A 25,393-nucleotide genomic window follows, 5' to 3' on the forward strand; every position below is an offset into this window, starting at 1 on the left:
ATTTAAGATAAAGAGCTTAATCTTTATTTACTAAATAATTGCCTCCTCTTGTTGGTTCCATTCTATAATATTCTATATAAGGCCCGATACTTTTAAGTGTATTTCCTATATTTAGGATTAAAATAAAATGTATATAAAAAAACTATTCCATGGAACAAGCAGATCAGCCAATGTCGCCGCTAAGCAATCTAACTGAAGATGAAAAAATGTTACAGGATGCAGCCCGCGACTTTGCGGAAAGTGTTATAAGGCCTAAGGTTCGGGAGATGGATGAAAAAGCAAAGCTGGATCCTGATTTGGTACAGCAGTTTTTTGAAATGGGATTAATGGGAGTCGAAATTCCTGAAGCCTATGGTGGCGGGGGAGGATCCTTTTTTATGTCTATTGTAGCTATTGAGCAGATTTCCCGGGTAGATGCCTCAGCCGGAGTATTTATGGATGTGCAAAATACCTTAGTCAATAATGCTTTTCTTAACTTTGGAAGTGAACGTATTAAGGAACGCTATCTCCCACAATTGGCTACTGAAAAGGTGGGTGCGTATTGTCTTTCCGAGGCTGGTTCAGGCAGCGATGCTTTCGCTCTCAAAACCACTGCTACAGAAGAGGGGGATTACTATGTGCTGAACGGATCTAAAATGTGGATTACCAATGCTAATGAGGCAGACATTTTTTTAGTATTTGCGAATATTAATCCCGATGCTGGATATAAAGGCATTACGGCTTTTGTAGTTGAACGTGATTTTGAGGGCTTTTCGGTATCCAAAAAAGAAAATAAATTAGGTATACGCGCCAGTTCCACCTGTGAGATTTTGTTGGAGGATTGTAAGGTTCCTAAAGAAAATATCCTTGGTGAAGTAGGAAAAGGATACAAGGTAGCGATGGAAACTCTGAATGAGGGGCGAATAGGCATCGGAGCACAGATGGTTGGTGTTGCCCAGGGTGCATTGGATGCTACTCTTGAATATACTCAGGAACGCGAGCAGTTTGGGCAGACAATTTCTGATTTCCAGGGGGTTCGTTTTCAACTGGCAAAGATGGCTACTGATATTGAGACGGCACGCTTGCTCGTATATAACGCGGCTCGTTTAAAAGAGAATGGGAAGGATTTTCTCAAGGAAGCGGCTATGGCGAAATACCATTCTTCTGAAGTGGCGGAAAATGTGACCTCCCAGGCCATTGACCTGTTTGGAGGATACGGATACGTAAAAGAATATCCCGTAGAAAAATATTACCGGGATGCCAAGATCGGAAAGATTTACGAAGGAACTTCTAATATGCAGCTAAATACCATATCTAAACTTTTATTGAAGTAACGGAAAGAGGATTTTAAGAAAAAAATGTATTTTTTTGGAATGATTTAATTTTACATTTGTGTTGGGACTAAGTATTAAAGTGTCATTAGCCTACGCCAAAACCCAAAATAGAAGTAGATTCCTAATATGCAGTCGGATGAATTAAAAGAGCTGAAAGGTCTTTGTAAAAACGAGCAGTGCTTTAACAAGCTAAAAAAAATTGTATCTGATCTAAAAAATCAGAAAAAAGAAAAAGAGCGCCACCTTGAGTTATTGGAATCAGCTATACGCACCGACTACGACTCTATTCTAATCACTGATCTGCAGCTGGAAGAGCCGGGCCCTGAAATTGTCTATGTGAACGAAGGGTTTTGTAAAATGACGGGATACTCGAAAGATGAAGTTATTGGAAAAACTCCACGAATTTTACAGGGACCTAAGACGGATCGAAAGGTATTAGACAAGCTTAAAGAACGCTTATCTAACGGGCAGTGCTTTTTTGGCCAGACTATTAATTACCGGAAAGATGGAAGTACATTTGTAAACCAATGGGATATCCATCCGCTTACCGATAAAGAGGGAAATATTACGCATTGGGTTTCATACCAGCATGATATTACGGAACGGAAAGAGGCTGAAAAGCAGTATATAAATACCAAGATTGAGTTTGATGAATTGCGGGAAGAAACCCATCGGACACTAATTGATGTAGACGTACAGGGAAATATTATTTCGGCAAATAAAGCATTTCGATCTCTCATTGGCTATAAAAAAGACGAGCTGAGGGGAATTAAAATCTGGGATTTGTTGCATGAAAAGTACCTGACCTCTCTAAAGCATCGTTTTGACCAGGCCGATGAACATGCCTTTTTTAATGATAAAGAGTTTAAAGGGATTATTAAGCATAAATCGGGTCTTCCTATTCAGGTTAAAGGCACTTCACGTCTATTTAAACTTAAGAATGAAACTATAATCCGGGCAGAAGTTGAGAATATTTCGCTACAGAAAAAGGTTATGGAAACGCTAAACAAGCGATGCCACGAGTTAGGAGAAAAATTAGAGTCCAATTAGTTTAATAAAGATTGCGTACTGAAGAGAAAGGACTTTTATAGGTTTACAAACTTAAATTATCTTCATTAATTTGTATTTTTGAAATATATTAATGAGGATTTCACAGAATTGTTATGTCAGATATTCAAGAAGTTCAACAACAGATTATAGATGAGTTTCAAGCCCTGAGTGATTGGACTGAACGCTATAAGCATATTATCAAGCAGGGAAGAACATTAGATCCCTTAGATGATAAACATAAAGTAGAAGAGAATTTAGTACGGGGATGTCAGTCACAGGTATGGCTTCATACCCGCTTGGAAGGGGATAAAGTTATATTTGAGGCGGATAGTGACGCGGCTATCACCAAGGGATTAGTCGCTCTCATGGTTCGTTTTTATTCTAATCAAACTCCCGACGATATTATTGCAAACGATCCCCAATTTATCAAAAAGATAGGGATGGAGCAGCATTTGTCACCCACCCGGTCGAATGGTCTTGCTTCCATGGTTAAGCAAATGAAGATTTACGCCATGGCTTACAAGTCCAAGCTCGCTGAAGAGCCAACCAGTCCCTAAAATAAATTAAGTATATAGGGATATTAAAAAAGCACCATTGTTTAACAATGGTGCTTTTACTATATGTTAGAGCTTCTTAAATCGGAATTACCTCTTGAGCTTGAAGGCCTTTATCTCCTTCAGCCACAGTGAATTCGACTTCTTGACCTTCCTCTAGCTTTTTATAGCCTTCCATCTCTATTTCACTATAGTGAACAAAGATGTCTTCGCCTTCTTCTCGAGTGATGAATCCATAACCTTTTCCGTTATGAAACCACTTTACTGTTCCTACTTCGCGTTCTGCCATTGTAAATCTCCAAAAAATTTTACTTCGTGTGCTACTTAAATGTTTGATATCGCATTGCTTACGCAATAAATGATGATCAAACACCTAAGTATAGTATATTTTTTTTGGATTACCTACCGAATTTTAAAATGAGTTGAATTTGGGATATATAAAGGGTATGGGTATCTAAAAAAGTCCGAGTTGTTCTTCCTTATTTTGCTCGCTGTCTGATGATTTTTTTAAAAATGACACCTTTTTAGTGATATAATCCTTCGAAATTTCGTCAATAAAACGGGAAGGCTGCATAGATTCTTTTGTTCCAAAGCGCCAGCGCTCCTTGGAATGAGTAATTTGAAGCTCATCTTCGGCCCGGGTCATGGCTACATAAAAAAGCCTGCGCTCTTCTTCAATATTAGTATCTTCACGCAATATAGGAGTAACTCCTTCTTCGGCGGCAGCAATAAAAACGACCGGAAATTCAAGTCCCTTAGCTGAGTGAAATGTCAGAAGATGTACAGCTTGCTTTTTGAGCCGTCCTGCATCTGTATAAGGATTAAGCTGGAGCCGTTCCACAAAGCGGCTGATTTCTCCTTCTGATTCTGCGGCAAGCTCCAGGAGTGTCTCTTTTTTTAATTGCTGGGGTTTGCTCATTTTTTCATCTTCGATGAAGTGATCACAGATAGTGGTTACAGCGTCCAACAGCTGTGGATTAGATTCGGTTAGTGAGGCGGTTTTTTTATATATATTGGATAAATCAGTAAGGTCTTCGAACAGAGATTGGCTAATTGTTTCTTTTATGGCTTTACTAAACAGAGATGTTTGGGATTTTGTTAAAGATTGAAGCAATGAAGTAATTTGTTTTTGGTTCCACTCATATACTTCTTTGAGGATGTTACTGAGAATAAGGCGATCGTTGGGTTGCTGTACTAATCGAAGTAGGTCCCCTACGACCGTAAACGGAGGTTCTTTTAAAAAAGAAGTACCGTCCCCAAAATGGACGGGAATTCCAGATTTTAATAATGATTTGAAGAGTGCTTCTCCTACCGAATTGGTGCGGAAAAGTATGGCTATATCTCCAAACCCATAGCTGTATTGGCTGTCGGTATGCGTGCCGGTTGTAAGGCTTTCAGTACCCCCGACATAGCGATTGATCTGGTTAAGAATATAATCTGCTTCCCGGTAGGGATTTTCGGTACCAACACTGAAAATGGGATGATCAGATGTACGCTGGGCCGCCAGTTCATTTCTTATATGCTCTCTATTATGCTGAATAAGCGAGGATGCTGCTTTCAGAATAGAATCGGTTGACCGGTAATTTTGTTTAAGCGAAATATTACGGGCATCAAAATCACTCTCGAAGCGAAAGAAAAGGGATACATCGGATCCGCGGAAACCATAAATAGCTTGATCGGCATCCCCAATGGCCAGTAAATCCTGTTCCCGGCCCAATAATTTGACTAGCTGGTACTGCAGGGGATTGATATCCTGAAATTCATCCACAGCCAATATACTACAGCGCTTACGAAGTCCTGAACGCCATTGCCTGTTCGACTTTAGTTCTCCGAGGGTACGGTGAATAATGTCGGAGATATCTATAACGCCCTGCTCCCAAAGATGTTTGCGATAAGTAGCAACCTGATCTTTAAATCGCGGTTCTATATCTTTATCAAATTCTAAAAAGTCCGTCAACTGCTCAAAGAGACTATTACGATCTGTTTTGTTTAAATCGGGGAAAAGTATTCGCAATGTCATCTTTCGGTTAGAGGCATCGTAAACTGTTGTAAGGTGGGGGAATTGTTCTTGTAGCCATCGCCAGCAGAGGGCGTGAAAAGTACCAGTGGATATGCTTTCAGCTTGTGGACCAACACGACTGAGAAGCCGGTCTTTGATTTCATCAGCTGCTTTGTTTGTAAAGGTTATGGCTGTAATCTCTGAAGGAGTATTGTTTTCTTTTATTTGTCGGGATAGCCATTCAATGAGAGTATGGGTTTTGCCGGTTCCCGGACCCGCTTTTACCAATGTTGCACCTTTTGTTGCATCCACAACAGACTGTTGCTCCTTATTTAATTTAGGCGTGTTGGTAGCCGGTGCCTTTGTTTCTTTCGCAGGCGCGATGTTTGATGATTCAGGATTATTGGATTCTGTTTGGTTTGTGTTCTGATTGGAAAAGAATCCCAGTTGTCCTCGTATGCGTTCAATTTCACCGCGCCCAAAAACATTGATAACTCCATATACCCCGTCATAGCCGGGCTGGGGATGAACTGCATTATTACGAATACGTTTGATTGCTTCCGCTAATACAGGTCCCGCTTTTTTGCGGATATCTTCAATGGGTACTTCATGGAGCAGGGTAAACTCGTTTCCGAATGCTGAAATTATACGCCGGAATTTCTTTCGGACGGTTTTAGTATCGGGACCTACGTCTTCAATTTCACCTAAGACTTCGGGCAGGGGAATGATATATTGATAATCAGCTGCATTCGTGGGTTGCTGCGATTCCACCCGGTCGGCCAGTGCCTCAACACGGTGAAGTACACCAACAGTTAGTGGTTTGCCACACTGGGGACAAATATTATCATGCTCCATACTTTGTTGGGGCTCAAATGAGATATCACACTTTCTATGCCCATCGTGATGATACTTGCCTTCCTGCGGATAGAATTCATAGGTGCCCATAAATCCATTACCTGTTTTGAACGCCTCGAACATAGCATCATAGCTGAGCTCGGTATCCAATAGGTTGGCTTCGCGCCCCAGCTTGGAGGGAGAGTGGGCATCAGAATTGGAAATGAGCGTGAAACGGTCAAGGGCGCTAAGCTTCCAATTCATAGCCGGATCGGACGAAAGCCCCGTTTCAACGGCAAAAAGATGATTGGAAAGATCACGAAAACAGTTATCAATGCTATCGTAGCCCGCCTTGGATCCAAGCGTTGAAAACCAAGGGGTCCAGATATGGGCGGGAACCAGATGAGCGCGTTCAGAAGTATCCAGAACAATCTCCAGCAGGTCGCGGGAAGGAAGACCCAGGATAGGGCGTCCATCGGCTTCTAAATTTCCAATGGATGCGAGCTTGTGATTAAGGCGCTCCACGGTATCCAGATCCGGAGCATAGACTAGGTTATGATTTTTACGGATCCGGTCTCCGTACTTATAAATGGAGCTTATTTCGGTTGTCAGGCAGAAGCGGACATCAATATCTTTTGTCCGAATGCCCGGGATAGCTGGATCGCCCGGGGGATCTTTTAGCGTAAAGAAACCGCTACCGTCCGGCTGTAACTTTTCTTTGAGTTCGGAAAACCATTCCGGATGAGTAAAATCCCCGGTTCCAACCACATTGATACCTTTAATTTTTGCCCACTGGTATAGTGACTTAAGATTCAGATTTTTGCTGGTAGCCCGGGAGAAATGAGAGTGAACATGAAGATCCGAAATGTATGGCATGGTTAAAAAGAATTTAGAGTTTTCCCGATCATTAACCGAAGATCAAAAACAGCCCTCTGAAATACAACCTGTTAGAGAATTAAGGATGGACATCTGAATATTATAAGTCAATCGCTATCCAAGTTATATCTAATTTTGTTTCTTTATAACGAACTCTTTTATTAAGCGGAACGGAATCAAAGTATATAGTTGCGGATTCTTTATTATTTCGCAATGAATATTAATGAGGAAATGAGATACTTCAGAATTTTTGGTGCATCGATAGTTTGGCTGGTGGTTTTTTCTTCGACCTTGTGGGCGCAGGATGTTGAAAAGCGTCCACAAATTGAAGCTCATCAGCTTAAGCCTTCAGAAGAGGTGGTTTTTGACGGAAAAGTTGAAGAGGCCTTTTGGAATACCATACGTCCTGCCACGAACTTTCTTCAGCAGGAGCCCAATGAAGGTGCCAAAGCTACCGAAAAGACAGAGGTGCGCGTTGCTTATGATGAGGAGTACCTTTATTTGGGAGTAATTTTGTATGATAGCAACCCATCAAAAATTAAAGCGAATCAAAAACGCCGTGATGCCCGCATCGTAGCGGATGAACGTTTTACCTGGATCTTTGATACGTTCAATGATCAGCGAAACGCTTACTTTTTAGAGGTTAACCCAAACGGACTTAAGACCGACGGACTGATAAATACGGGACAGGGAGGGGGCATAAATCTTAATTGGGATGGAATCTGGGAAGCTCGAACGGTTATTGGTGATTTCGGTTGGTCTGTCGAAATTAAAATACCTTTTCGAACTTTTAATTTTGATGTAGAAAGTGAGCGATGGGGTGCAAACTTTATGCGGGTTATTCGCCGGAAAAGTGAAACGGTGCTTTGGAGTGGCCATCGCCGTAATCAGGGAATAAGCCGTCCCCAAAATGCGGGAGTACTTACCGGACTGACGGGAATGTCTCAGGGCGTAGGCCTTGAGGTTGTTCCTTTTGGTATCATAAAGGGAACCGAGCAGAAGGATACGAATGGAGACAATACAAATAGTACTATTGATGGCGGATTGGATATCAATTATAGTATTACACCGAGCCTGAAAGCCTCAGTAACTTTTAACACCGATTTTGCTGAAGCAGAAGTGGATCAGCGTCAGGTTAACTTAACCCGATTCCCATTACGTTTCCCGGAGCAGCGAGATTTCTTTTTGGAGGGAAGTAATATATATGAGTTTGCACCCCGTAGTGGAGTAAACCCCTATTTTAGCCGTAGAATTGGTCTGCAGGATGGGAATCCCATTCCTATTACCTATGGAGCACGCTTACTGGGTAATACAGGAGACTATAATTTAGCCATGTTACATGTACGTACAGGTGAAAGCGGAGAGGTCAACCCCGAAAATTTTTCTGTGGCCAGGGTGAAGCGTAATATTGGTTCAGAAAGTACGGTAGGAGTTATTTATACTCGTCGATCAACGCAAAATGCTTCGGACCTGTCTCCTGAGCTACAGAACAGACATACGTTTGGAGGAGATTTGGAGTTGGGAACTTCCAGTTTTATGGGAAACAAAAACTTACAGTTTCAGGCATTCTTTGTATTTCACAACTCGCCCTTTGCATCTATTGATACAACAAATATCTGGGATCGGTCATCCCGGGGAATACGCCTTAATTATCCCAACCAACCTTGGTCGGGTCATGTATCATACCGGGAATTTGGAAATGCTTTTGATCCGGCAGTTGGATTTACCCCACGTAATGCTTTTCGCCGATTACAGCCCTCCATAGGTTATGCTCCTCAATTCAGTAACAGTGATATTATTCAACAGATTGAATGGGGCATTCGATTTGAACACCTAACCGATCTTGACTTTAGCCTGCTTACACAGGACTTAACCTTCACTTTGTTTGACATCGAATTTATGAGTAATGATGGGCTGTCATTTAGTATTACGAGAAATTTCGAGCGACTGCAGAATCCCTTTGATATAAAAAGAGATGGATCCATTATTATACCTGAACAGGAATATATAAACTGGTATACCGAAACGACGGTTGAAACAGCCTCTTATCGTAAAATTTCTGCAGAACTGAGTTTTGAGGCTGGTGGATTCTGGTCTGGTAACCGGAAAGAGTATGCTGCAGAGGTTACACTTCGACCCTATCCGGGAATTGAACTTTCTCCGGAATATATTAGAACGAATGTAAATCTTGCAGAGGGTAACTTTACGGCAGATTTGCTGCGATTCGAAGCAAATATTGATTTTACAACATCCCTTTTCTTAACCACAAACGTTCAATTCGATAATCTCAGCAGCCGATTAGGTATGAATAATCGCCTGCGCTGGATTATTACACCAGGTTCAGACTTATATTTGGTGTATAATCAAAACTGGCTGGATGAGCTTTCCGGCTTGCGAACTATTGAACGGAGCGGTGCACTGAAGATAAGTTATACCCACCGGTTTTAAATGAGAGGCTATTCAGAATAGGGAATGAAGGAAATAAGCAGATATTTGTACATTAATATGCGCTTAATTTTGATTTATTTCGACCGTATTACCCTTTCCTGATTGTCGAATGGTTGCCTCATTATTGTTACCGATCTGCTCAATATTAACCCAATTTGAATCCCCATTCTGAACGGCATCAATGCTATTGTTTCTACCTGTTTGAGAGCTTTTAATCCAATTGTTATATCCAGTCTGCAGTGCGTTATTGATATTGGCTATATTGGTTAAGCCTTCAAAGGCAATATCCTGGTATGCTGCATTGGATGAACCGTTCTGGGTGACCATCAAAGAGTTATAATATCCATTCAGAATATTTTGAACGGCTGTATTTTGATTTCCTATTGAGCAAATAACAAGATCTGAAAAGCTGTTGTTTAGAACAGAATGCCCCGCATAATTTGAGTATCCAACCTGAGTAACTACTTGATCATTGAACGGGCTGTTCGCCTTTAGCTGTTTATATTCGTTATTCGAACCCATATCATTATAATAATGCGACTTGAGGGTATCGGTTGTGTCTGTACGATCCTTTCCGGAAGCCACTTGACTGGTACCAATCAAGGTAAAGGCCTGTTTGCTTATCGAGAGGTTATTATTGAAACCAATTGATCGTAAAGAAGGGGAGTTAACCTCAAAAGTGTCTGGTTTAGATATTACACCAAACGAAATTCCATTCTGGCTTCCTTCTTTATTAAAATTCAGAAAAATAAGGCTGCTGACAAGTAGAAAAGTCAGAAGCCCTGGAAGGCAATATTTTGTTAGGACTGTCTTCACTAAATATGTTCTGATATTGTGATATTGCCTTTTTATTCCAAGGGCAATTAGTTAGAAGTAAATGTCCCACTTACGGTCACAGAATCTATAGTGGCCTGCCGGACATACTTTTTAAATTCTGCAATATCTTTTTCTCCCGCAGCCAGGGTCGTATCACGTTCTTCCCAGGAGAAGGTCTCCCCAGAAGTATGTATGTCGAAGTAGACTTCATATTGGTTGATATCGGTATCATCGCTGGTATTTTCTACTTCATATTGGACTTCAGCAAAAGTACTGTCATTATTTGAGGTTTCAGCCCATGTCGTTACCCGGGCTGAAAGATACTTTTCCCCGTTTCCGCCTTCCGGATCTAAATAGATTTGGGCGGTTGCTGCCTTATTTTCACGAACCCGAACGCTTACACTTGAAGATTCGAAATCTGATTTTTGGGCGGACACAGAATACTGTCCGGTGGGGACTTCATTTAGTACAAAAGTGCCATCTTCATTAGTGGTAATGGAATTAGTAGCAGGATTGGTTGTTACATTGACTCCCCGGATCCCTTCCTCCGTTTCACTATTGAAAATCTGTCCCTCAATACTTCCGAACAATTCCGGGGAAATCGTTTCCTTGGAACAGCCCACAAAGATGATGATGCAAGTAATGAATGTCAGAAAATATTTAATACTCATAAAACAGAAAGGTAAAGTGTTTTTTAATTGTTTCTTATTATAATCGGAAGATTGCGTCGGGTTGATCGGATATTAAATGCCGGCGTAGTACTGTTTTGAGGCGTAAGGCTAAAGGTGTTGCCCGACTGACTGGCATTATATTTTATGTCATTTCCTTGAAACAGAAATAATGCTCCGCGATTTTGGCCCTGCTGCAGAAATTCGAGGGCATTATTATTTCCTTCCATGTTAATAATCGAAAGCAAAGAACTCCCTTGCTGTGTGGATTTGGCATAGTTATTATTGCCCAGCATGTTGATAATGCCCGTATTGCCACTGCCGTATTGTTCAAGGATAGCTTCATTGCCACTTCCCTCCTGATTGATAATTGCCCGGTTATTATTACTGAAGTCTAAATCCGACTCGTTAAGTACATCCAATAACCCAAAAGCATATTTGAAGCTAAACTCTTTGACGGCACTGTTATGTTCAATGCCAGGATTTTCAACCTGGTTGACAAATGCTTCACTGTCCTGGGCCAGCATAGAAACAGGCCCGAAAAGGCAAAATGTGATTAGAATCAGTAGTAGTTTGTAAATTTTCATAATAACCTCCGTGTAATTTGATTAGACAGTTCCACAAAAATCATAATCCAATGGAAACGCCTGTGGATATATTCCACTGTTGATCGTGTATTGACCCCCGGGTGACTCCATCAATACCGTCCTGAATCAGGTAGCGATAATTAAATCCGATGCGGAGCCCAAGATTTTCAGAAAGCCGGTAATCCAGCCCCGCTTCGGCGTTTACCGAAGGAAAGAATGTGTTGTTCGTAAAGTCTGGCTGCTGGTCGTACATTAAGATGCCACCACCCAGACCAATATAAGGTGAAAGCGTAAATTCCGGTGTTAAATACTTATTGAAACTAAAGTCGATATTTGTATAAGGTTCTGAGAAAACATCCTGTGCACCTAATTGAGACCGGTGACCGCTCAGTTTAAGCGAATTGGAGGAACCAAAGAAATATTCGCTCTGCAGGGCAATTCCACCTGCCTTTTTAGATATCGGATAGCTTCCGATATGGCTTCCAAAAATTAGGTTAGTGGACAGGTTGAGTCCGGAACGCAGATTACTATTTTCAGTCATGCCGAAATAATTAGTTTCTGCCCTTTGTTTCCATTCCTTCACTTGTTCAAAATTCTCTTTATACTGCGCGTATTCAGAGCTATCCTGTGGACTCCATAACCCATCTTCTACTCCTTCCACAATCAGTGTTTTAACCGCTTCGTCAATAGCTTCGGTTACTGCCATTACGGGAGGCTCGTTATAGGTAAAGCCAGCCTCGGCTTCCAGCAGGCGATTGGTATCCACATAGCGAAATGCCCCGCTTTCGAGCTGCTGGGAGATAACGGATTTGGTAGTATGAACGGTTTTCATAATACGCCCTGTCTGGGTTGAAACAGCTCTCAGATAAATTGTTACCTGATCCTTGCGGAACTGCCCGGAACCGCCCGTTCCTAAAAATCGAACGCCGCCACCCCCAGTAATGACGTTAGTATCGTAGCCGATGATGCCGCCCTCAAGCAGTACACCACCAAAGAGCAGGGGAGGGAGCTGCCCGCTTTGGTTGTTCTGCTGTCGTGTTTTGCTGATAATTTCGCGTTCATTGAGCAGGTTCGAAATACCTTCACGTTCAATAGGGGTAAACCATCCTGAATCTTCCATTGATTTTATGAGGATGGAAGTAGCTCCCTGTGTTACAGCGGTCGACCAGCTTGCTCCGCGATTAGAGGGTTTATACTGTCCTGTTTGGTCCCGGAATCGATAGACAGCCGCCACCACCTTATCCTGCGGGGCCGGCATATTGGTAAGAGATTCATGTACTTTGCTGTTTATTCCCGGTTTAACGCGCTCGGTTTCCAGCGGTTGAAGAGAAGAGGCACATCCAGCCGTTAATAGCAAGCAAAACAGTAGAAATATGGATACTTTTTTATGCATCAAAAGGCAGCCGTTCATTACGGTTAGGTTAAAGTGTATAAAAAGAAAAACCGCGGGAGGCAGGTTCAAGCCTCCCCGGTCAGAAACCTCATTTAGTTTTGTGTAACCGTTGCGGTATTAGCGGCACCAATTTGGTCAACGGTAGCAATGTTGTTATCCGAATATTGGTAAATAGAAGCATCACTGTCTTGAGACAACATGTTATTACCAACGCCTTGATAGATAATCGCATTATTTAAGTCTCCATCCTGTAATATGTAACCGGTATTATTAAATGCAGACCCCCCGTTAATACCTTGGTGTATACGCACACCATCGCCATTAGTACCATTACTATCACCATTTTGAATAATAGTACCCGTGTTATTATCAGCCGTTCCTGCTCCTGAACCGGGCCCGGCGAGTGATAATTTTGATCCTTGCAAGATGGTAGTTGACGAATTATTATTCCCATTTTGGGTTAGCGAAGCAACATTATCCAAAGAGAATGATTGTGCCTGAACACCTTGATAGATTATACCTGTGTTTCCTGCTCCAGCTTGATTTATAGTTGCATTTCCTCCCTCGGTTGTACCTAAAAGACCCTGACGAATCTGAGCGGTATTTCCTTGTTGTTTTTGCTCTACTGAAGCATTTGCTGAAATAGCAGTACCGCCTTGATATACTCCCTGTAGGATGGCAGCATAACCACTAGTTCCGGATTGATTTATTGAACTTGTAGAATTAATAGCAGTACCGGCATCACCCTGAATAATGAATGCTTCAAAATTACCGTTTTGAGTGACTGTCGCTTCGTTATTTTCTGCTAATGCTTTAGGACTTGAACCATATTTTTGAGTCCCTTGATATACTGATGCATTGTTGCTACCCACTTGGGTTACTATTGCTTCATTGTTATCCCCAATTTGTTCAGTTTCAGCATTGTTTTGTGCATGCGTTATGCTCGCAGTGAGTATAACGGCCATTGCAAGTATAATTATCTTTTTCATCATCAATGTGACTAAAATTTTATCATTGAATATTTACTGATATGAGGTTTTTTAATTATTACATCATATCAAAAAAAGAAAGCATCCCGTTCAAGGGATGCTTTCAAAACAGAATGATTAGTTAGATTGCGTGATATTAGCAGTATTACTGTTACCGATTTGATCTACGTCAGCAAATTGACCACTACCGGTTTGTCCAACATTAGCGTAATTGTGATCTCCATCCTGAAGGATAAGAGCATCACTATTGAAGGTATTTGCATTAACACCCTGTCCCACAGTAGCGTGGTTGCGGTAGCCATCCTGAATTACCTCGAGTAAATTATTCTCGGCATAGGCACCAACAGCTTGTCCGGGATTTGTAAAGTTTTGTGTACCCGATTGCTGGATGATAGCCTCGTTGTTTTGGGAGTTTCCTCCGTCATAGCCTTGGCTAACTAGGGCTGCATTCCAAGAACCACTCTGTTCAATCGTTGCATCGTTGTCATCGGCATGTCCAGATCCTACAGCAATGGTAGAGAATGGACCTGTGGGACTAGTTGTTCTTATTGCAAAGTCAGTGGTATTCTCACCTTGACCAACGGTAGCTTGGTTATTGTCACCGACCTGATCGATGCTGGCCTCGTTGCCAGTATTTACCTGATCGATATTGGCATCGTTGTTTTGACCGAAGGCCAAGCCTGCAGTCAAAAATAATGCAAATGTAAGTGTCATTAGCTTCTTCATAGTAGTTATCCTCTTGTTTTATTTGAGTTAGCTTGATTAAGCTATTCCGATTATTCGGATGTGATTTGGAAATATTTCCAAATCAAGAAGGAGTGAAACAATGAAGAGAGCTAACCGTTGAACAACTATCGAAGAGTTTGTACCTTATTTAATTAAGGATATTCAACGGGTGGCGTCAGAAGTTTCCCTAACTTCTGCTGGCAGTAATTGTCAGCAGAACGTTCTCTGGCGCTGCCCTCTTTTTTTGTCTCATCTCCTATATTCTTAGTGCAATTTTGTGTTTTAATTTATTGCTTCTCATTACTAAACTAATTATTTCCCGAAAATCCTGTCGGTATGGTAATACTTGTTGATTCCCCGGAAAGAATATTTTGAATATCAATGCTTACGCCATCGGGGCCTGGATTGACATTTATGTTAAACTCTCCGAATTCATATGTGTTTTGTTCATCAAGATTGATGTTATCTTCCCCAAATCGATCCCCGATAATTTGCCGAGTCAGCTGTGATAAAACCTGCCGCTGCAGCGATTGTTCAAAATTCGCCAAGGGATCCCGGTTGAAACCCGAACGTCCGCCCTGAAATTTGTTCTGCTGGTTAGCGGAATTCATCAACCAGCTGTAGTTAGCATATGTCCCGCCAAAGGCCGGGTTTTTGGGCTGGTATACAAAGTCCTGGGCGGCAGCCGAAAGCGATAAGCCCAATATCATAATGCCCGAAAGAATAAATGCGAATATTAATTTTTTGCTGTTCATAGTCTTATTTCTTCATTTTCTTTGTATTAATAGCCCAGCATTGCGTTTGATGAAGATTGTTGACGCAATAAGCTGCGATAGCAGATTGCCACTGCATGTTTGGCAACTTTCTCAGTGTAAGCATATTTGGGCTGCAGTCGATTCTGAAATACCTTTTCGTTATCAATACTAATAGAAATCACGGATCCACGCCCCGGCGTAGGCTGCTCAGAGATCGTGATCATAAAGTTTTTGGCTTTTGAAGGGGGCTCCCAGTGGCGATAAAAAACATTGTAAAAGTCGGTCCCCATTTTGCTACGTGTTTCGTCGAGTACCATGCCATCAATGGCGATCGTCGAACTTTGGCCGGAAGATTCTGTTTGCTGTTTTTTCTCTTCCCGTCTTTCTTGTTCAACGACCTTCTTAAAGGCCTTCTGAAATTTATTTAGGGTTTTTTTATCCAGACCTTCCTTTTTGTTGTCTGTAAATTGTTTTTGGTATTCTTTCTTCAGCCGCTCAGGATTATCGACTAGGGCAGTATCCCGGATGCTTACCATCTCGGCGGGGATATCCAGTTTTTGACCAATATAAATGATATCGGGCCTTTTAATCTTGTCTGAGTTAGCATTGTAGATTTGTTCCCAGTAGTTGGGATTGCCAAAATCTACGGCGATGCTGATCAGGTAATCACCATCTTTAACGGTATACTGGTAAGGCACATTTTTATTTTGATCTTGAGCACAAAGCGTTGTGCTAAAAAGAATGGTAGCAACAAAAGATATAATAATGCTAGATCTTAGCCCCATAAATGAACACCAACTAAACGGCTTTTTAGCCTGTTTACTTTTTATCTCTCAAGAGTTAGATATATTAGCAATTAGTCAATGAATGACTCCAACGTACAACAATTAATTGCTCTCTTTACTGCTAAACCCTGATTCCGATTTTGATGATATCTATCTCTATTGCGATTAAATGATGGGGCTATTTTGCTTTAACTTCAAGCATATTAAAGGATTTTAATGGACTTAAAGAAAGGGGGATAGTTTGAGCTAGATTGAATTTATGAGCGTAATAATCTTGAAAGTATCAGCTTTAATAGTAGTGATTCTTTAGGGTTAGCGAATCAACCGGGTCAATAATGAATAAACTGATTAGGAAACTTGAATAGCAGAAATTGTAGTATGAGGAGTTCTGGAATATTATCCGAAATTAAAGAATCACAGTTTTATTTCAATCTCTACTTTGATATAATCAAGACTGTACTCACAAACGTTTTAAAAAGAGGCGCAACTAATCATTATTTATTTTTAATCAACCTATTTTATGAAGCTATTGATGCAAACGAAGATCCTCCAAGTTCAATCTGTAAAAGAGGTAATAATATGACGCACGGAACACATGATGCCGTTGAAGACCCCAGAAATGAAGATGTATTGATCTATGTCAACGGAGAGTTGGTACCCCGCCAGGAGGCCAGGATATCGGTATTCGATAGCGGTTACCTGGTAGGGGATGGCGTTTGGGAAGCAGTCCGTCTTCATAAAGGAGTACTGGTTTTTCTGGATCAACACCTCGATCGCCTATGGAAAGCGGCGGCAACGGTGGGTATGGATTTGAAGATGAGCCGTGAGGAACTCGTTGATAAGATATGGCGCACGCTGGGTGCCAATGATATGAATGACAATGTCCATGTTCGTTTTATGCTTACCCGAGGCATAAAGAAGACACCCTCACAGGATCCCCGGCTTACCATCAGCGGACCCAACCTTGTGATTATAGCAGAATACAAGGTCGCTTCCAAAGAGACGAAAGAAAAGGGAATTACGCTCTTTACCAGTACCATCCGACGCGGCTCTCCCGATTATCTTGACCCCCGGCTCAATTGTCACAGTAAAATTCACGAGGTGCAGGCGCTGATCCAGGCGCTGGAAGCCGGCGCCGATGAGGCCCTGATGCTGGATATAAATGGGTTCGTATCCACCTGCAACGCCACCAATTTCTTTATGGTGACCGAAGGGGAGGTGTGGACCTCTACCGGTCAATACTGCATGAATGGAGTTACAAGGGGAAATATCATTCGGATTTGTGAAGGAAATGGTATTCCCTGCCGGCAAAAGAACTTTTCGCTTTTTGATGTTTATGGGGCCGATGAAGCGTTTGTTACTGGTACTTTTGGAGGCGTGACACCGGTTACGGAAGTGGACGGACGAACCATTGGAAAGGGGGAGTATGGGGAGATATCCCGAAAACTTAGCTCCTTGTACGAGCAGCTTATTGAATCAGAAGTTAAACGGATTAATAACGAATAATTGGAGAAAAATAATACCAAACGTGTTTGCTTGTGGTCGGGTCCCCGTAATATCTCTACGGCGCTGATGTATTCCTTTGCCCAGCGGGAAGATACTCGAGTGTATGACGAGCCGCTATATGGGCATTATATGAGCCAGACCGATGCGGATGAATATCATCCGGGTGCGGAAGAGGTGCTGGAAAGCATGGAAACCGACGGACAGAAGGTGGTAGACTGGATGATGGGGCCACACGATAAACCGGTGGTCTTTTTTAAGCAGATGACCCACCATCTTGTCAATTTGGATCATTCATTTCTAGAAGACACCATTAATATTATTCTCACCCGAGACCCGAAAGAGATGCTTCCCTCATACGCCAAGCAGGTAAAGAATCCCTCTATGCGGGATGTGGGATATGCCCAGCACCTGGAGTTGCTGCAATACCTTCAGGAGAGGGAGAGTGAATTTGTGGTGCTTACTTCTAAATCTGTTCTTGTGGATCCTCCGGGTACATTGCGTAAGCTTTGTGATTCCATTGGCATCCCTTTTGATGAAGCGATGCTGAGCTGGGAAAAGGGAGCCCGTCCGGAGGACGGCGTTTGGGCAAAATACTGGTATGATAGCGTTCATCAATCCACTGGTTTTAAACCCTATCAACCCAAAACCGAACCCTTCCCGGAGGCCTTGAATCCTCTGCTGGAGAAGTGCCGGCCTATCTATGAAAAACTTGTGAAATATGCTATTTAATTGGTCGTAGTTGGTAGCGCTAATGTCGGGCTTATAAAATATAAGCCCGACATTAGAAACTTTCAGCCTGCTTTTCTCTTGGAAGTGCAGCAATTAACTGCTATTAACATCCACAGTTTTCTGGTTTCGTTAAATGGAATAGGATCGGTCTTTAGTAAGTGAATTGCTGAGGCCATACTCATGTTAAAAACAAGTGAATATAGCCATAAGGTGTTCTCGGTAAGCACATTTAGACAGGAAACATACTGCAGTGGATATTCATAAAACTTTATAGATGTGTTTTAAACCTCATGCACTAGAATTTCTTAATTCATAAAAGAGAAATAGTTAATATGAGTATCAAAGATAAAACACGCGAAGAACTGGAAACAAAAGTTAAGGAGCTGGAAGGAATTATTGCCAGGAATGGAGTAGGATCGGAGTACGTGCAAAAGGTCGAACGGGTACAAAGAGATGTAAATATTGCCTTGATGCTCGGAGCGGCCACGACCGTTTTGGGTCTGACAGCCTGGGCAGTGTATAAGAGCAGGGGCGAATAATCCGGAAGAGCTAGTTGCGCGTAATCTTATTAAAAGTGGGTGAAAATTCTTTAGGTGGCGATATCAAGTCAGTAAATATGTTTGCTGCTCCAACCGATTGTCATCAAATGGAATGATCCACCAGTAAAAATGGGTTACTACATCCGACATTCGGAATGTAAATATTAAAACGCTGATACCTTTTTATTATGAAGATTGTTCTCTCCCCTGCAAAATCACTGGACTACGAAAGCGAGATACCCACGGATGAAGCTACTAAGCCGCGCTTCCTGGATGAAGCTGAAACACTGAATAATAAGCTGGCTGAAATGTCGAAAGATGAGCTTAAAGATCTGATGGACATCAGTCAGGACTTAGCTGACCTGAATTACGAGCGGTATCAACAATTCTCAACGCCGTTCAACAAAGACAATGCACGTCCATGTATCTACGCTTTTAACGGATCGGCCTACAAAGAGCTGGATGCCTATTCTATTGATGATTCCCATATTGATACGCTTCAGGATAGTCTGCGCATTTTATCCGGGATGTATGGCCTGCTCCGTCCGCTGGATTTGATGCAGCCCTATCGCCTGGAAATGGGGACCAAGCTGTCGATTAACGGCCACGACCGGTTATATGATTTCTGGGGCGACAGCCTTACCGAAGCTCTGAATGACGAGCTTGAGGATGATGAGCTTTTCGTTAACCTTGCCAGTAAGGAATATTTCAAAGCATTGCAGCCGCACAAGCTCAAGGTGGATGTTATTAAACCCAAGTTTAAAGACTTCAAAAACGGCGATTTAAAAGTCATCGGTTTCTACGCCAAAAAGAACCGCGGAACCATGACACGCTACCTGATTGAAAATGAAGTGGATAGTTATCAGGGATTACTTGGCTTTAACGGAAATGATTACAGCTATAGCGAAGAACACACAGAAGACAAAGGTGAGCCGGTCTTTGTCCGATAAAAGTGATTTGCTTTAACAGGTTGGTATAGTTTATTAATAGCGCGGAATTTAAATCTTGCGCCAATAATAGTCTACTCCAATACGGGAATCGACTTATCTATCACAGTATTGAACAAGGCATCGAGGGCTGAAAGGTCGGGTGAGCAATACCGTTTTCAGGCAAATCATATAACTGAGTCTAATACCGGTTATAGTATTTTTCTATCAGAGAAGAAGCGATCATTTAATTACATTAAAAATGATAAATATCAATTGATAAAATGGTTTTAGTATGGATAAAGACAAAACTCAGAATGGATCAAATAGTAGTGTGAGCGAGTGTCCATTTCATAATGGAGATTCTAATGAAACCACAGCTAGTGGTACAAAACTCGATAAATGGTGGCCCGAAAGATTAAATGTGGATATGTTGCGCCAGCATTCATCCAAGGGCAACCCAATGGATGACGATTTTGATTACGCAAAAGAATTTCAAAAGCTGGATTTTGAGGCTGTAAAGCAGGATTTGCACGATCTGATGACCGATTCCAAGGACTGGTGGCCAGCCGACTGGGGGCACTATGGTGGACTCTTTATCAGGATGTCCTGGCATGCTGCAGGTACGTACCGCGTTGCAGACGGTCGCGGCGGTACTGCCGGTGGTCAACAACGTTTTGCACCCCTTAATAGTTGGCCGGATAATGCTAATCTAGACAAGGCGCGTCGCTTGCTTTGGCCTGTTAAGCAAAAATATGGACGAAAACTATCCTGGGCCGACTTATTAGTACTGGCCGGTAATGTTGCGATGGAATCAATGGGCTTTGAGACCTTTGGTTTTGCCGGTGGACGTGAAGACGACTGGGAACCGGATACTTCTGTCAACTGGGGTTCCGAAGAAGAGTGGTTGGCCAGTGAGCGTCATGACGAGGAAGGTAATCTGCAAGGACCACTTGCCGCTGATCACATGGGTTTGATCTATGTTAATCCCGAGGGACCGAATGGTGAACCCGATCCAGAAAAATCAGCTGATTTTATTCGGCAGTCGTTTAAGCGAATGGCCATGAATGATGAAGAAACAGTTGCGCTCATTGCCGGCGGACATACGTTTGGTAAGACCCACGGGGCCGGTCCATTAGAACATAAAGGGCCAGAGCCTGAAGCCGCCGATATCGAAGAACAGGGTTTCGGTTGGACCAGTGACTATGGATCAGGAAATGCCGGAGACACCATTACCGATGGTGAAGAGGGGGCATGGACCAATAATCCAACCCAGTGGGACATGGGCTTCTTCGAAAACCTATTTGAATATGAGTGGGAGCTAACGAAGAGTCCGGCTGGTTCGTACCAGTGGCAACCCAAAGATGGGGAAGGAGACGGAACCGTGCCTGACGCCCATGATCCGGATAAGAAAAATGCTCCGATGATGCTGACTACGGATCTCGCACTGAAAGTAGATCCCGACTACCGGAAAATATCCAAGCGATTTTATGAAAATCCGGATGAATTTGCTGATGCTTATGCCCGTGCATGGTTTAAACTTATTCACCGTGATATGGGACCCAAAGAACGCTATCTGGGACCAGAAGTTCCTGAAGAAGACCTGCTCTGGCAGGATCCGATTCCGGAAATTGATTATGAGCTGATTGACGCTCAGGATATTGAAGAACTCAAGGGCAAGATCCTGGATACCGATTTAACTGTATCTGAACTCGTAACCACAGCCTGGGCATCCGCATCTACGTATCGCGATTCTGACAAGCGGGGCGGTGCCAACGGTGCCCGCATTCGTCTGGCGCCTCAAAAAGATTGGGAAGTCAATAATCCCAAGCAATTATCCAAGGTGCTTGGATCGCTTAAAAACATCCAGAAAGAATTCAATAATACGCAATCCGGTAATAAGCGGGTTTCGCTTGCTGACCTGATTGTTCTGGGTGGTTCTGCTGCGGTTGAAAAGGCGGCCCGTGATGCTGGACATGAGGTAGAAGTACCTTTTGCACCGGGACGTAACGATGCCACTGCCGAACAGACGGATGAAGAATCATTTGAATGGCTCAACCCGGATGCCGACGGATTCCGTAATTATTACAGTCCCAAGGTACGTAAAGGTAAGCCCGAAGAGCTACTGGTTGATAAGGCTAACTTGCTCTCGCTTACCCCGCCTGAAATGACGGTTCTGATAGGTGGAATGCGTGCGCTGGATGCTAATTACGACAACTCCGATCACGGCGTATTTACCGACCGTCCGGAAACGCTGACTAACGATTTCTTTGTCAACCTGCTTGACATGGATTACGTATGGCAGCCGGTTTCTGATAAGAAACAACTCTTTGAAGGCCAGGATCGTGAGACGGGTGAGGTTAAGTGGACGGCTACCCGAACCGACCTGATCTTTGGTTCTCAGTCTGAGCTGCGTGCGCTTTCTGAAACGTATGCCGCAGATGACGCTGAAGAGAAGTTTGTTAAGGACTTCGTCGAGGCGTGGACCAAAGTGATGCAATTGGATCGCTTCGATCTGAAGTAACTTCGATTTCAGTTATACCGGATATCAAAGGCAGCCTGCTAGTGCGGGCTGCCTTTTTTTATTTTTGGGGGGAGGTACCTTAATATTTCCAAGGAGTGCGGTAATAGCACTGGCAAAGACAGAGGCGTGAAAACTCCCTTGGAGAATTAATATCCGTTTGTTATAAAGACCTGATACGGATATTTTTCCATGAGACTGAATAGGGGCCTTCGTTTTTACTAATCCCATGAACCTGAAGACCGATAAATCCCCGGGGATGGGTCATATATATATCTTCGTGCCATAAATCCGTTATTTTTTCGCCATTTATCCATACCTGGATGCGGGGTCCTTCGGCGATTACTTTGTATTGGTTCCATTCCCCATCCCGGAAAGCATCGTGATAGTTACGATCATCTTTTTCTACCAGCCATCCGCCGGTTCCTCCTTCGCCATAGATGTATCCGGATTCGGGACTGCCGGAGCTGCTGGCTTCAATCTCAACCTGGGGACCATTGACCCGCCCGAATGCTTCGTCCCCCTCGGCTTCCCGCGTTGCGGAACGAATCTGAACACCTGAGTTGAGCTCCTCGTCGTGGAGCAACACTTCAAAGGATAGTTCAAAATCACCGAATTCGTTAAAGGTGCATAGAAAAGAATTAGGGCTGCCGGTGTTCGTCGTACCCTTGATTGTTCCATCCACAACTTCATAAGTGGCCGTACCGTTTTTCTGAACCCAGCCGTTCAGGGATTTTCCGTCAAATAGTGATATCCAGTCACTCTTTTCCGTTTTTTCTGATGGATTTAATATAAAAGCCCCGAGCAATAACAAGACCAGGGGAAGTGAAATAAAGGTCGTTAAGCGCTTAATCATATTTGCAGGTTATTATTTATTGAATTTATAGAGAGATAGTTAGTGTAACGTTAGTTTATAAGAGTAGAATCCTGAACAACTACTCCGTCATTTCGAATTGATTTTGGTGCGCCTCGGGAGAAATGAGAAATCTTTTGTTCTAAAGGAATGCCCATTCAACAAAGATCTCTCCCTAGTGGTCGAGATGACGCCCTAAATGGAATACAGAGAGTAATTAAACCGTACAAAATTATCTCGAACTTACATTAGTTTATAAATAGGAACGATCAGGATATTTTCAGATTTTATTCAATCTATTTATCCCACTGTTGATATGCAAGCCTCCCGAACTTATTTGTGATAAGACTGTGAGGATGGAAGCAATAGCTTTTGAAGGGGATTATTGCCCGGGCAATGATTTTTCGCCCTCGTCAGAGTTCGAGCCAGCACTGAACATATACAATATCCCACCAGTGATAGTAAAAATAAGTACCTCAAGAGCCAGGATTTCGTAGGCAATGTGGGCTTTTTCCGATACAATTTGAGAACCGCCTTGCCTACCGCGCTGTCCGTCATAAGATTGTACATAGGACATCGGCTGCTGGTATATGGGGCTCCATCTGAGCTCCCCGGTCGACTCGACTCGCCAGGGGCAGAGGAAAATGACCACCAAGAGAAGTCCCGAGACGAACGTGGCAACGACCGTATTTTGCCAGTCATTTTTGTATTCAGACCTGTTTTTGTTGGGAGCCATAGTTCTAGGTTAATGTTATCAATTCAATTCCCTGGTAAGTAGTCAATATGATAATTGATGCGGTCAATGACAACGGTTAACAACAAAACAATCGAATCCAACAGCCATTATTCCGGAGTTCAACCATCATCGGATTCCGCAGGGGCAACCAATGATTCTTTCTCCTCCTTGGTATATTGCTTAATGCGGTATTCCCGCCGGCAGGTCTGGGAACGATCGGGGTGTTCTTCTACATAAACGACCGCTTTCGGATCGTTCGCCTGCAGGTATTTGGCTCCGTCGCCCTGCCGGTGTTCATGCCAGCGCCGTATCAGATGATTCGTACTTCCGGTATAGAGACTACCATTGGTACAGCGTATCATATATACAAACCATGTTTTCATAAAGCTGAAACTAAGCGGGAAAAATTGATGAAAAATAGTTTATGGGATAGCTTACTCAGGCCGCCCGAAACACCAGTCCCCACTGCCCGTCTTTTTTCCAGGCCTTGCCAACCAGCGTGCCGAAGACTTGCACCTGCTCCCATTCGTCGGGGGTTATATGAATGGGTTCGTAAGAGGGGTTCTCCGGATGCAGGGTAATACCCTGCTTTTTTTTCCGAATGGTCTTCAGGGTAGTTTCTCCATTATATAAAATAGCTCCGATCTCCCCGTCGCGGGGCTCCCGGGGGTCGATGATGATATAATCGCCATCATTAATATCGGCATCGATCATGCTGTCCCCGTCAACGATAAGGGCAAAATAATGATCCGTATTTGCCGGATGGATCTCGACAGGTAGGTGCCCCAAATTCTCCTGGATGGCCTCGTGCATGCCCCCGGCCGCAATGCGTCCCTTCACGGGAATGCCCGGATCAATACCGGGTATTTGATTTCGCCTGGACGGATGGATGACATATTTACCCCAGTCCACTTTCTCCAGGTAATTTTTTTGAACCAGTGAATTGATTTGCTGCGTAACGCTATTGGGAGAAGCGTACCCAAACTCTTCCTGTATATTGGAAAAGGTTGGGAATTGATCGTGATCGACGATATACCCAATGATGTACTCCCAAAGTTGCTGTTGTTTGTCGGTAAGTGATCTCATATGACCATAATGTAATAATTTACATATGAAAACACATATATAAATTTATTTTTTGAAGAGTGAGTCTCTTGAAAGTCTTACAGAGACTTTTGAAAAACTATACTGTCATAGCGAATGTAGTGTGGCGATCTCCTTTTAGGAACTTTGATCGGCAGATTGCTTCGCGGGTTCGTAATGAACTGCACTTACCGGCACTTAACCACGTTATTTGCATATACATCAATCAGTATTGAGAAGGAGCGGAAAAGGGAAGGGATAAAGCAAAAGCCCTGCGGGTGCAGAGCTTTTCTTCAATCAACTATTTACAATATACACTGATTACCCCATTCAGAGCAAATCATTCTAACATGGGCAGGGTAATATATAAGTGATCTATAACTAATAAGTAAATAAAATGTAATTAAAGGGTAATTAATAGCTGTCGATAGGCGTGGAAATATTGATGACATTTTGGAGTATTATTTAGTAAATGAGCACATTTTCTTTTCAAATCCAGGTATCGGTGATTTAGTGGAGCCTATATGCTGCGGAAATTCTTTTTGGAAGGGATCTTATTTTAATTTAATGTAAATTCAATCGTGAATTCGATTGTTTTGTGATAGTACTTTTTATTAAATAAAGGGCGCTACAGGAACTATATTAAGACCGGCATCTAAATTTATTCTTGCCGTTTGACTAGGTTGTTTTATAGAAACAACTTCGAA

General features: G+C 42.7%; 23 protein-coding genes. 9 read left to right on the plus strand and 14 right to left on the minus strand.

What is annotated here, in order from left to right:
* The first annotated feature begins 149 nt into the window (after window positions 1-149).
* The 3 genes from ABEB05_RS08200 (at window position 150) to ABEB05_RS08210 (ending at window position 2,920) form a co-directional block, all read left to right on the plus strand.
* Window positions 150-1,313: an acyl-CoA dehydrogenase gene (locus tag ABEB05_RS08200; RefSeq protein ID WP_286669093.1), complete on the plus strand. Its 1,164-nt coding sequence runs from the start codon at window positions 150-152 to the stop codon at window positions 1,311-1,313.
* A gap of 126 nt (window positions 1,314-1,439) precedes the next feature.
* A complete protein-coding gene (locus ABEB05_RS08205; RefSeq protein WP_265789191.1) occupies window positions 1,440-2,363 on the plus strand; it encodes a PAS domain-containing protein in 924 nt (307 codons plus the stop codon).
* Between the two features lie 113 nt (window positions 2,364-2,476).
* Window positions 2,477-2,920, plus strand: coding sequence for a SufE family protein (locus ABEB05_RS08210; RefSeq protein WP_265789193.1), 444 nt, complete (start codon window positions 2,477-2,479; stop codon window positions 2,918-2,920).
* Between the two features lie 76 nt (window positions 2,921-2,996).
* Here the strand turns inward: ABEB05_RS08210 and ABEB05_RS08215 are convergent, their stop codons facing one another.
* Together ABEB05_RS08215 and ABEB05_RS08220 are read right to left on the minus strand one after the other, a co-directional pair.
* Window positions 2,997-3,206, minus strand: a complete 210-nt coding sequence (locus ABEB05_RS08215; protein ID WP_265789195.1) for a cold-shock protein — start codon at window positions 3,204-3,206, stop codon at window positions 2,997-2,999.
* 165 nt (window positions 3,207-3,371) lie between these two features.
* Window positions 3,372-6,626 (minus strand): UvrD-helicase domain-containing protein, encoded by a 3,255-nt coding sequence (locus ABEB05_RS08220; protein WP_265789197.1) that lies wholly within the window; start codon window positions 6,624-6,626, stop codon window positions 3,372-3,374.
* 231 nt (window positions 6,627-6,857) lie between these two features.
* Here ABEB05_RS08220 and ABEB05_RS08225 point away from each other — a divergent pair, with 231 nt between their 5' ends.
* On the plus strand, window positions 6,858-9,074 hold the full coding sequence (locus ABEB05_RS08225) for a carbohydrate binding family 9 domain-containing protein (protein ID WP_265789199.1): 2,217 nt from the start codon (window positions 6,858-6,860) through the stop codon (window positions 9,072-9,074).
* A gap of 63 nt (window positions 9,075-9,137) precedes the next feature.
* Here the strand turns inward: ABEB05_RS08225 and ABEB05_RS08230 are convergent, their stop codons facing one another.
* From ABEB05_RS08230 to ABEB05_RS08265, 8 genes are all read right to left on the minus strand, one after another.
* A complete protein-coding gene (locus ABEB05_RS08230; protein ID WP_265789202.1) occupies window positions 9,138-9,677 on the minus strand; it encodes a curlin repeat-containing protein in 540 nt (179 codons plus the stop codon).
* A gap of 260 nt (window positions 9,678-9,937) precedes the next feature.
* Window positions 9,938-10,561 (minus strand): carboxypeptidase-like regulatory domain-containing protein, encoded by a 624-nt coding sequence (locus ABEB05_RS08235; RefSeq protein WP_265789204.1) that lies wholly within the window; start codon window positions 10,559-10,561, stop codon window positions 9,938-9,940.
* Between the two features lie 23 nt (window positions 10,562-10,584).
* On the minus strand, window positions 10,585-11,145 hold the full coding sequence (locus ABEB05_RS08240) for a hypothetical protein (protein ID WP_265789206.1): 561 nt from the start codon (window positions 11,143-11,145) through the stop codon (window positions 10,585-10,587).
* Window positions 11,146-11,185: 40 nt separating this feature from the next.
* The gene (locus ABEB05_RS08245) at window positions 11,186-12,538 is read right to left on the minus strand and encodes a CsgG/HfaB family protein (protein ID WP_265789208.1); all 1,353 of its coding nucleotides are present in this window, start codon (window positions 12,536-12,538) and stop codon (window positions 11,186-11,188) included.
* Between the two features lie 92 nt (window positions 12,539-12,630).
* Window positions 12,631-13,530 (minus strand): hypothetical protein, encoded by a 900-nt coding sequence (locus ABEB05_RS08250; protein WP_265789210.1) that lies wholly within the window; start codon window positions 13,528-13,530, stop codon window positions 12,631-12,633.
* Window positions 13,531-13,644: 114 nt separating this feature from the next.
* Entirely contained in the window at window positions 13,645-14,253 is a 609-nt protein-coding gene (locus ABEB05_RS08255) for a hypothetical protein (protein WP_265789212.1), read from the minus strand.
* A gap of 308 nt (window positions 14,254-14,561) precedes the next feature.
* Complete coding sequence (locus ABEB05_RS08260; protein WP_265789214.1) at window positions 14,562-15,008, minus strand: curli production assembly/transport component CsgF; 447 nt, start codon at window positions 15,006-15,008, stop codon at window positions 14,562-14,564.
* A 26-nt stretch (window positions 15,009-15,034) separates the two neighbouring features.
* On the minus strand, window positions 15,035-15,793 hold the full coding sequence (locus tag ABEB05_RS08265) for a CsgE family curli-type amyloid fiber assembly protein (RefSeq protein WP_265789216.1): 759 nt from the start codon (window positions 15,791-15,793) through the stop codon (window positions 15,035-15,037).
* Between the two features lie 579 nt (window positions 15,794-16,372).
* Between ABEB05_RS08265 and ABEB05_RS08270 the strand changes: the two genes are divergently transcribed.
* The 5 genes from ABEB05_RS08270 to katG all read left to right on the plus strand — a co-directional run bounded on the left by ABEB05_RS08270 (window position 16,373) and on the right by katG (window position 22,017).
* Window positions 16,373-17,299 carry an aminotransferase class IV gene (locus ABEB05_RS08270; RefSeq protein WP_265789218.1) on the plus strand — a complete coding sequence of 309 codons (927 nt, stop codon included), beginning with the start codon at window positions 16,373-16,375 and terminating at the stop codon, window positions 17,297-17,299.
* On the plus strand, window positions 17,300-18,028 hold the full coding sequence (locus ABEB05_RS08275; protein ID WP_265789220.1) for a sulfotransferase-like domain-containing protein: 729 nt from the start codon (window positions 17,300-17,302) through the stop codon (window positions 18,026-18,028).
* A 332-nt stretch (window positions 18,029-18,360) separates the two neighbouring features.
* Complete coding sequence (locus ABEB05_RS08280; protein ID WP_265789222.1) at window positions 18,361-18,567, plus strand: hypothetical protein; 207 nt, start codon at window positions 18,361-18,363, stop codon at window positions 18,565-18,567.
* A 188-nt stretch (window positions 18,568-18,755) separates the two neighbouring features.
* Window positions 18,756-19,517 (plus strand): peroxide stress protein YaaA, encoded by a 762-nt coding sequence (gene yaaA, locus ABEB05_RS08285; RefSeq protein ID WP_265789224.1) that lies wholly within the window; start codon window positions 18,756-18,758, stop codon window positions 19,515-19,517.
* A 271-nt stretch (window positions 19,518-19,788) separates the two neighbouring features.
* Window positions 19,789-22,017 (plus strand): catalase/peroxidase HPI, encoded by a 2,229-nt coding sequence (katG, locus tag ABEB05_RS08290; protein ID WP_265789226.1) that lies wholly within the window; start codon window positions 19,789-19,791, stop codon window positions 22,015-22,017.
* A gap of 160 nt (window positions 22,018-22,177) precedes the next feature.
* Here katG and ABEB05_RS08295 read toward each other — a convergent pair whose 3' ends face one another.
* The 4 genes from ABEB05_RS08295 to ABEB05_RS08310 form a co-directional block, all read right to left on the minus strand.
* Window positions 22,178-22,870 carry a 3-keto-disaccharide hydrolase gene (locus ABEB05_RS08295; protein ID WP_265789227.1) on the minus strand — a complete coding sequence of 231 codons (693 nt, stop codon included), beginning with the start codon at window positions 22,868-22,870 and terminating at the stop codon, window positions 22,178-22,180.
* Between the two features lie 379 nt (window positions 22,871-23,249).
* A complete protein-coding gene (locus ABEB05_RS08300; protein WP_265789229.1) occupies window positions 23,250-23,603 on the minus strand; it encodes a hypothetical protein in 354 nt (117 codons plus the stop codon).
* A 119-nt stretch (window positions 23,604-23,722) separates the two neighbouring features.
* Complete coding sequence (locus ABEB05_RS08305) at window positions 23,723-23,965, minus strand: GIY-YIG nuclease family protein (protein WP_265789230.1); 243 nt, start codon at window positions 23,963-23,965, stop codon at window positions 23,723-23,725.
* Between the two features lie 76 nt (window positions 23,966-24,041).
* Window positions 24,042-24,689: a LexA family protein gene (locus ABEB05_RS08310; protein WP_265789231.1), complete on the minus strand. Its 648-nt coding sequence runs from the start codon at window positions 24,687-24,689 to the stop codon at window positions 24,042-24,044.
* Window positions 24,690-25,393 lie beyond the last annotated feature (704 nt).

The sequence above is a fragment of the Fodinibius salicampi genome (genome assembly GCF_039545095.1).
Lineage (GTDB): Bacteria > Bacteroidota > Rhodothermia > Balneolales > Balneolaceae > Fodinibius > Fodinibius salicampi.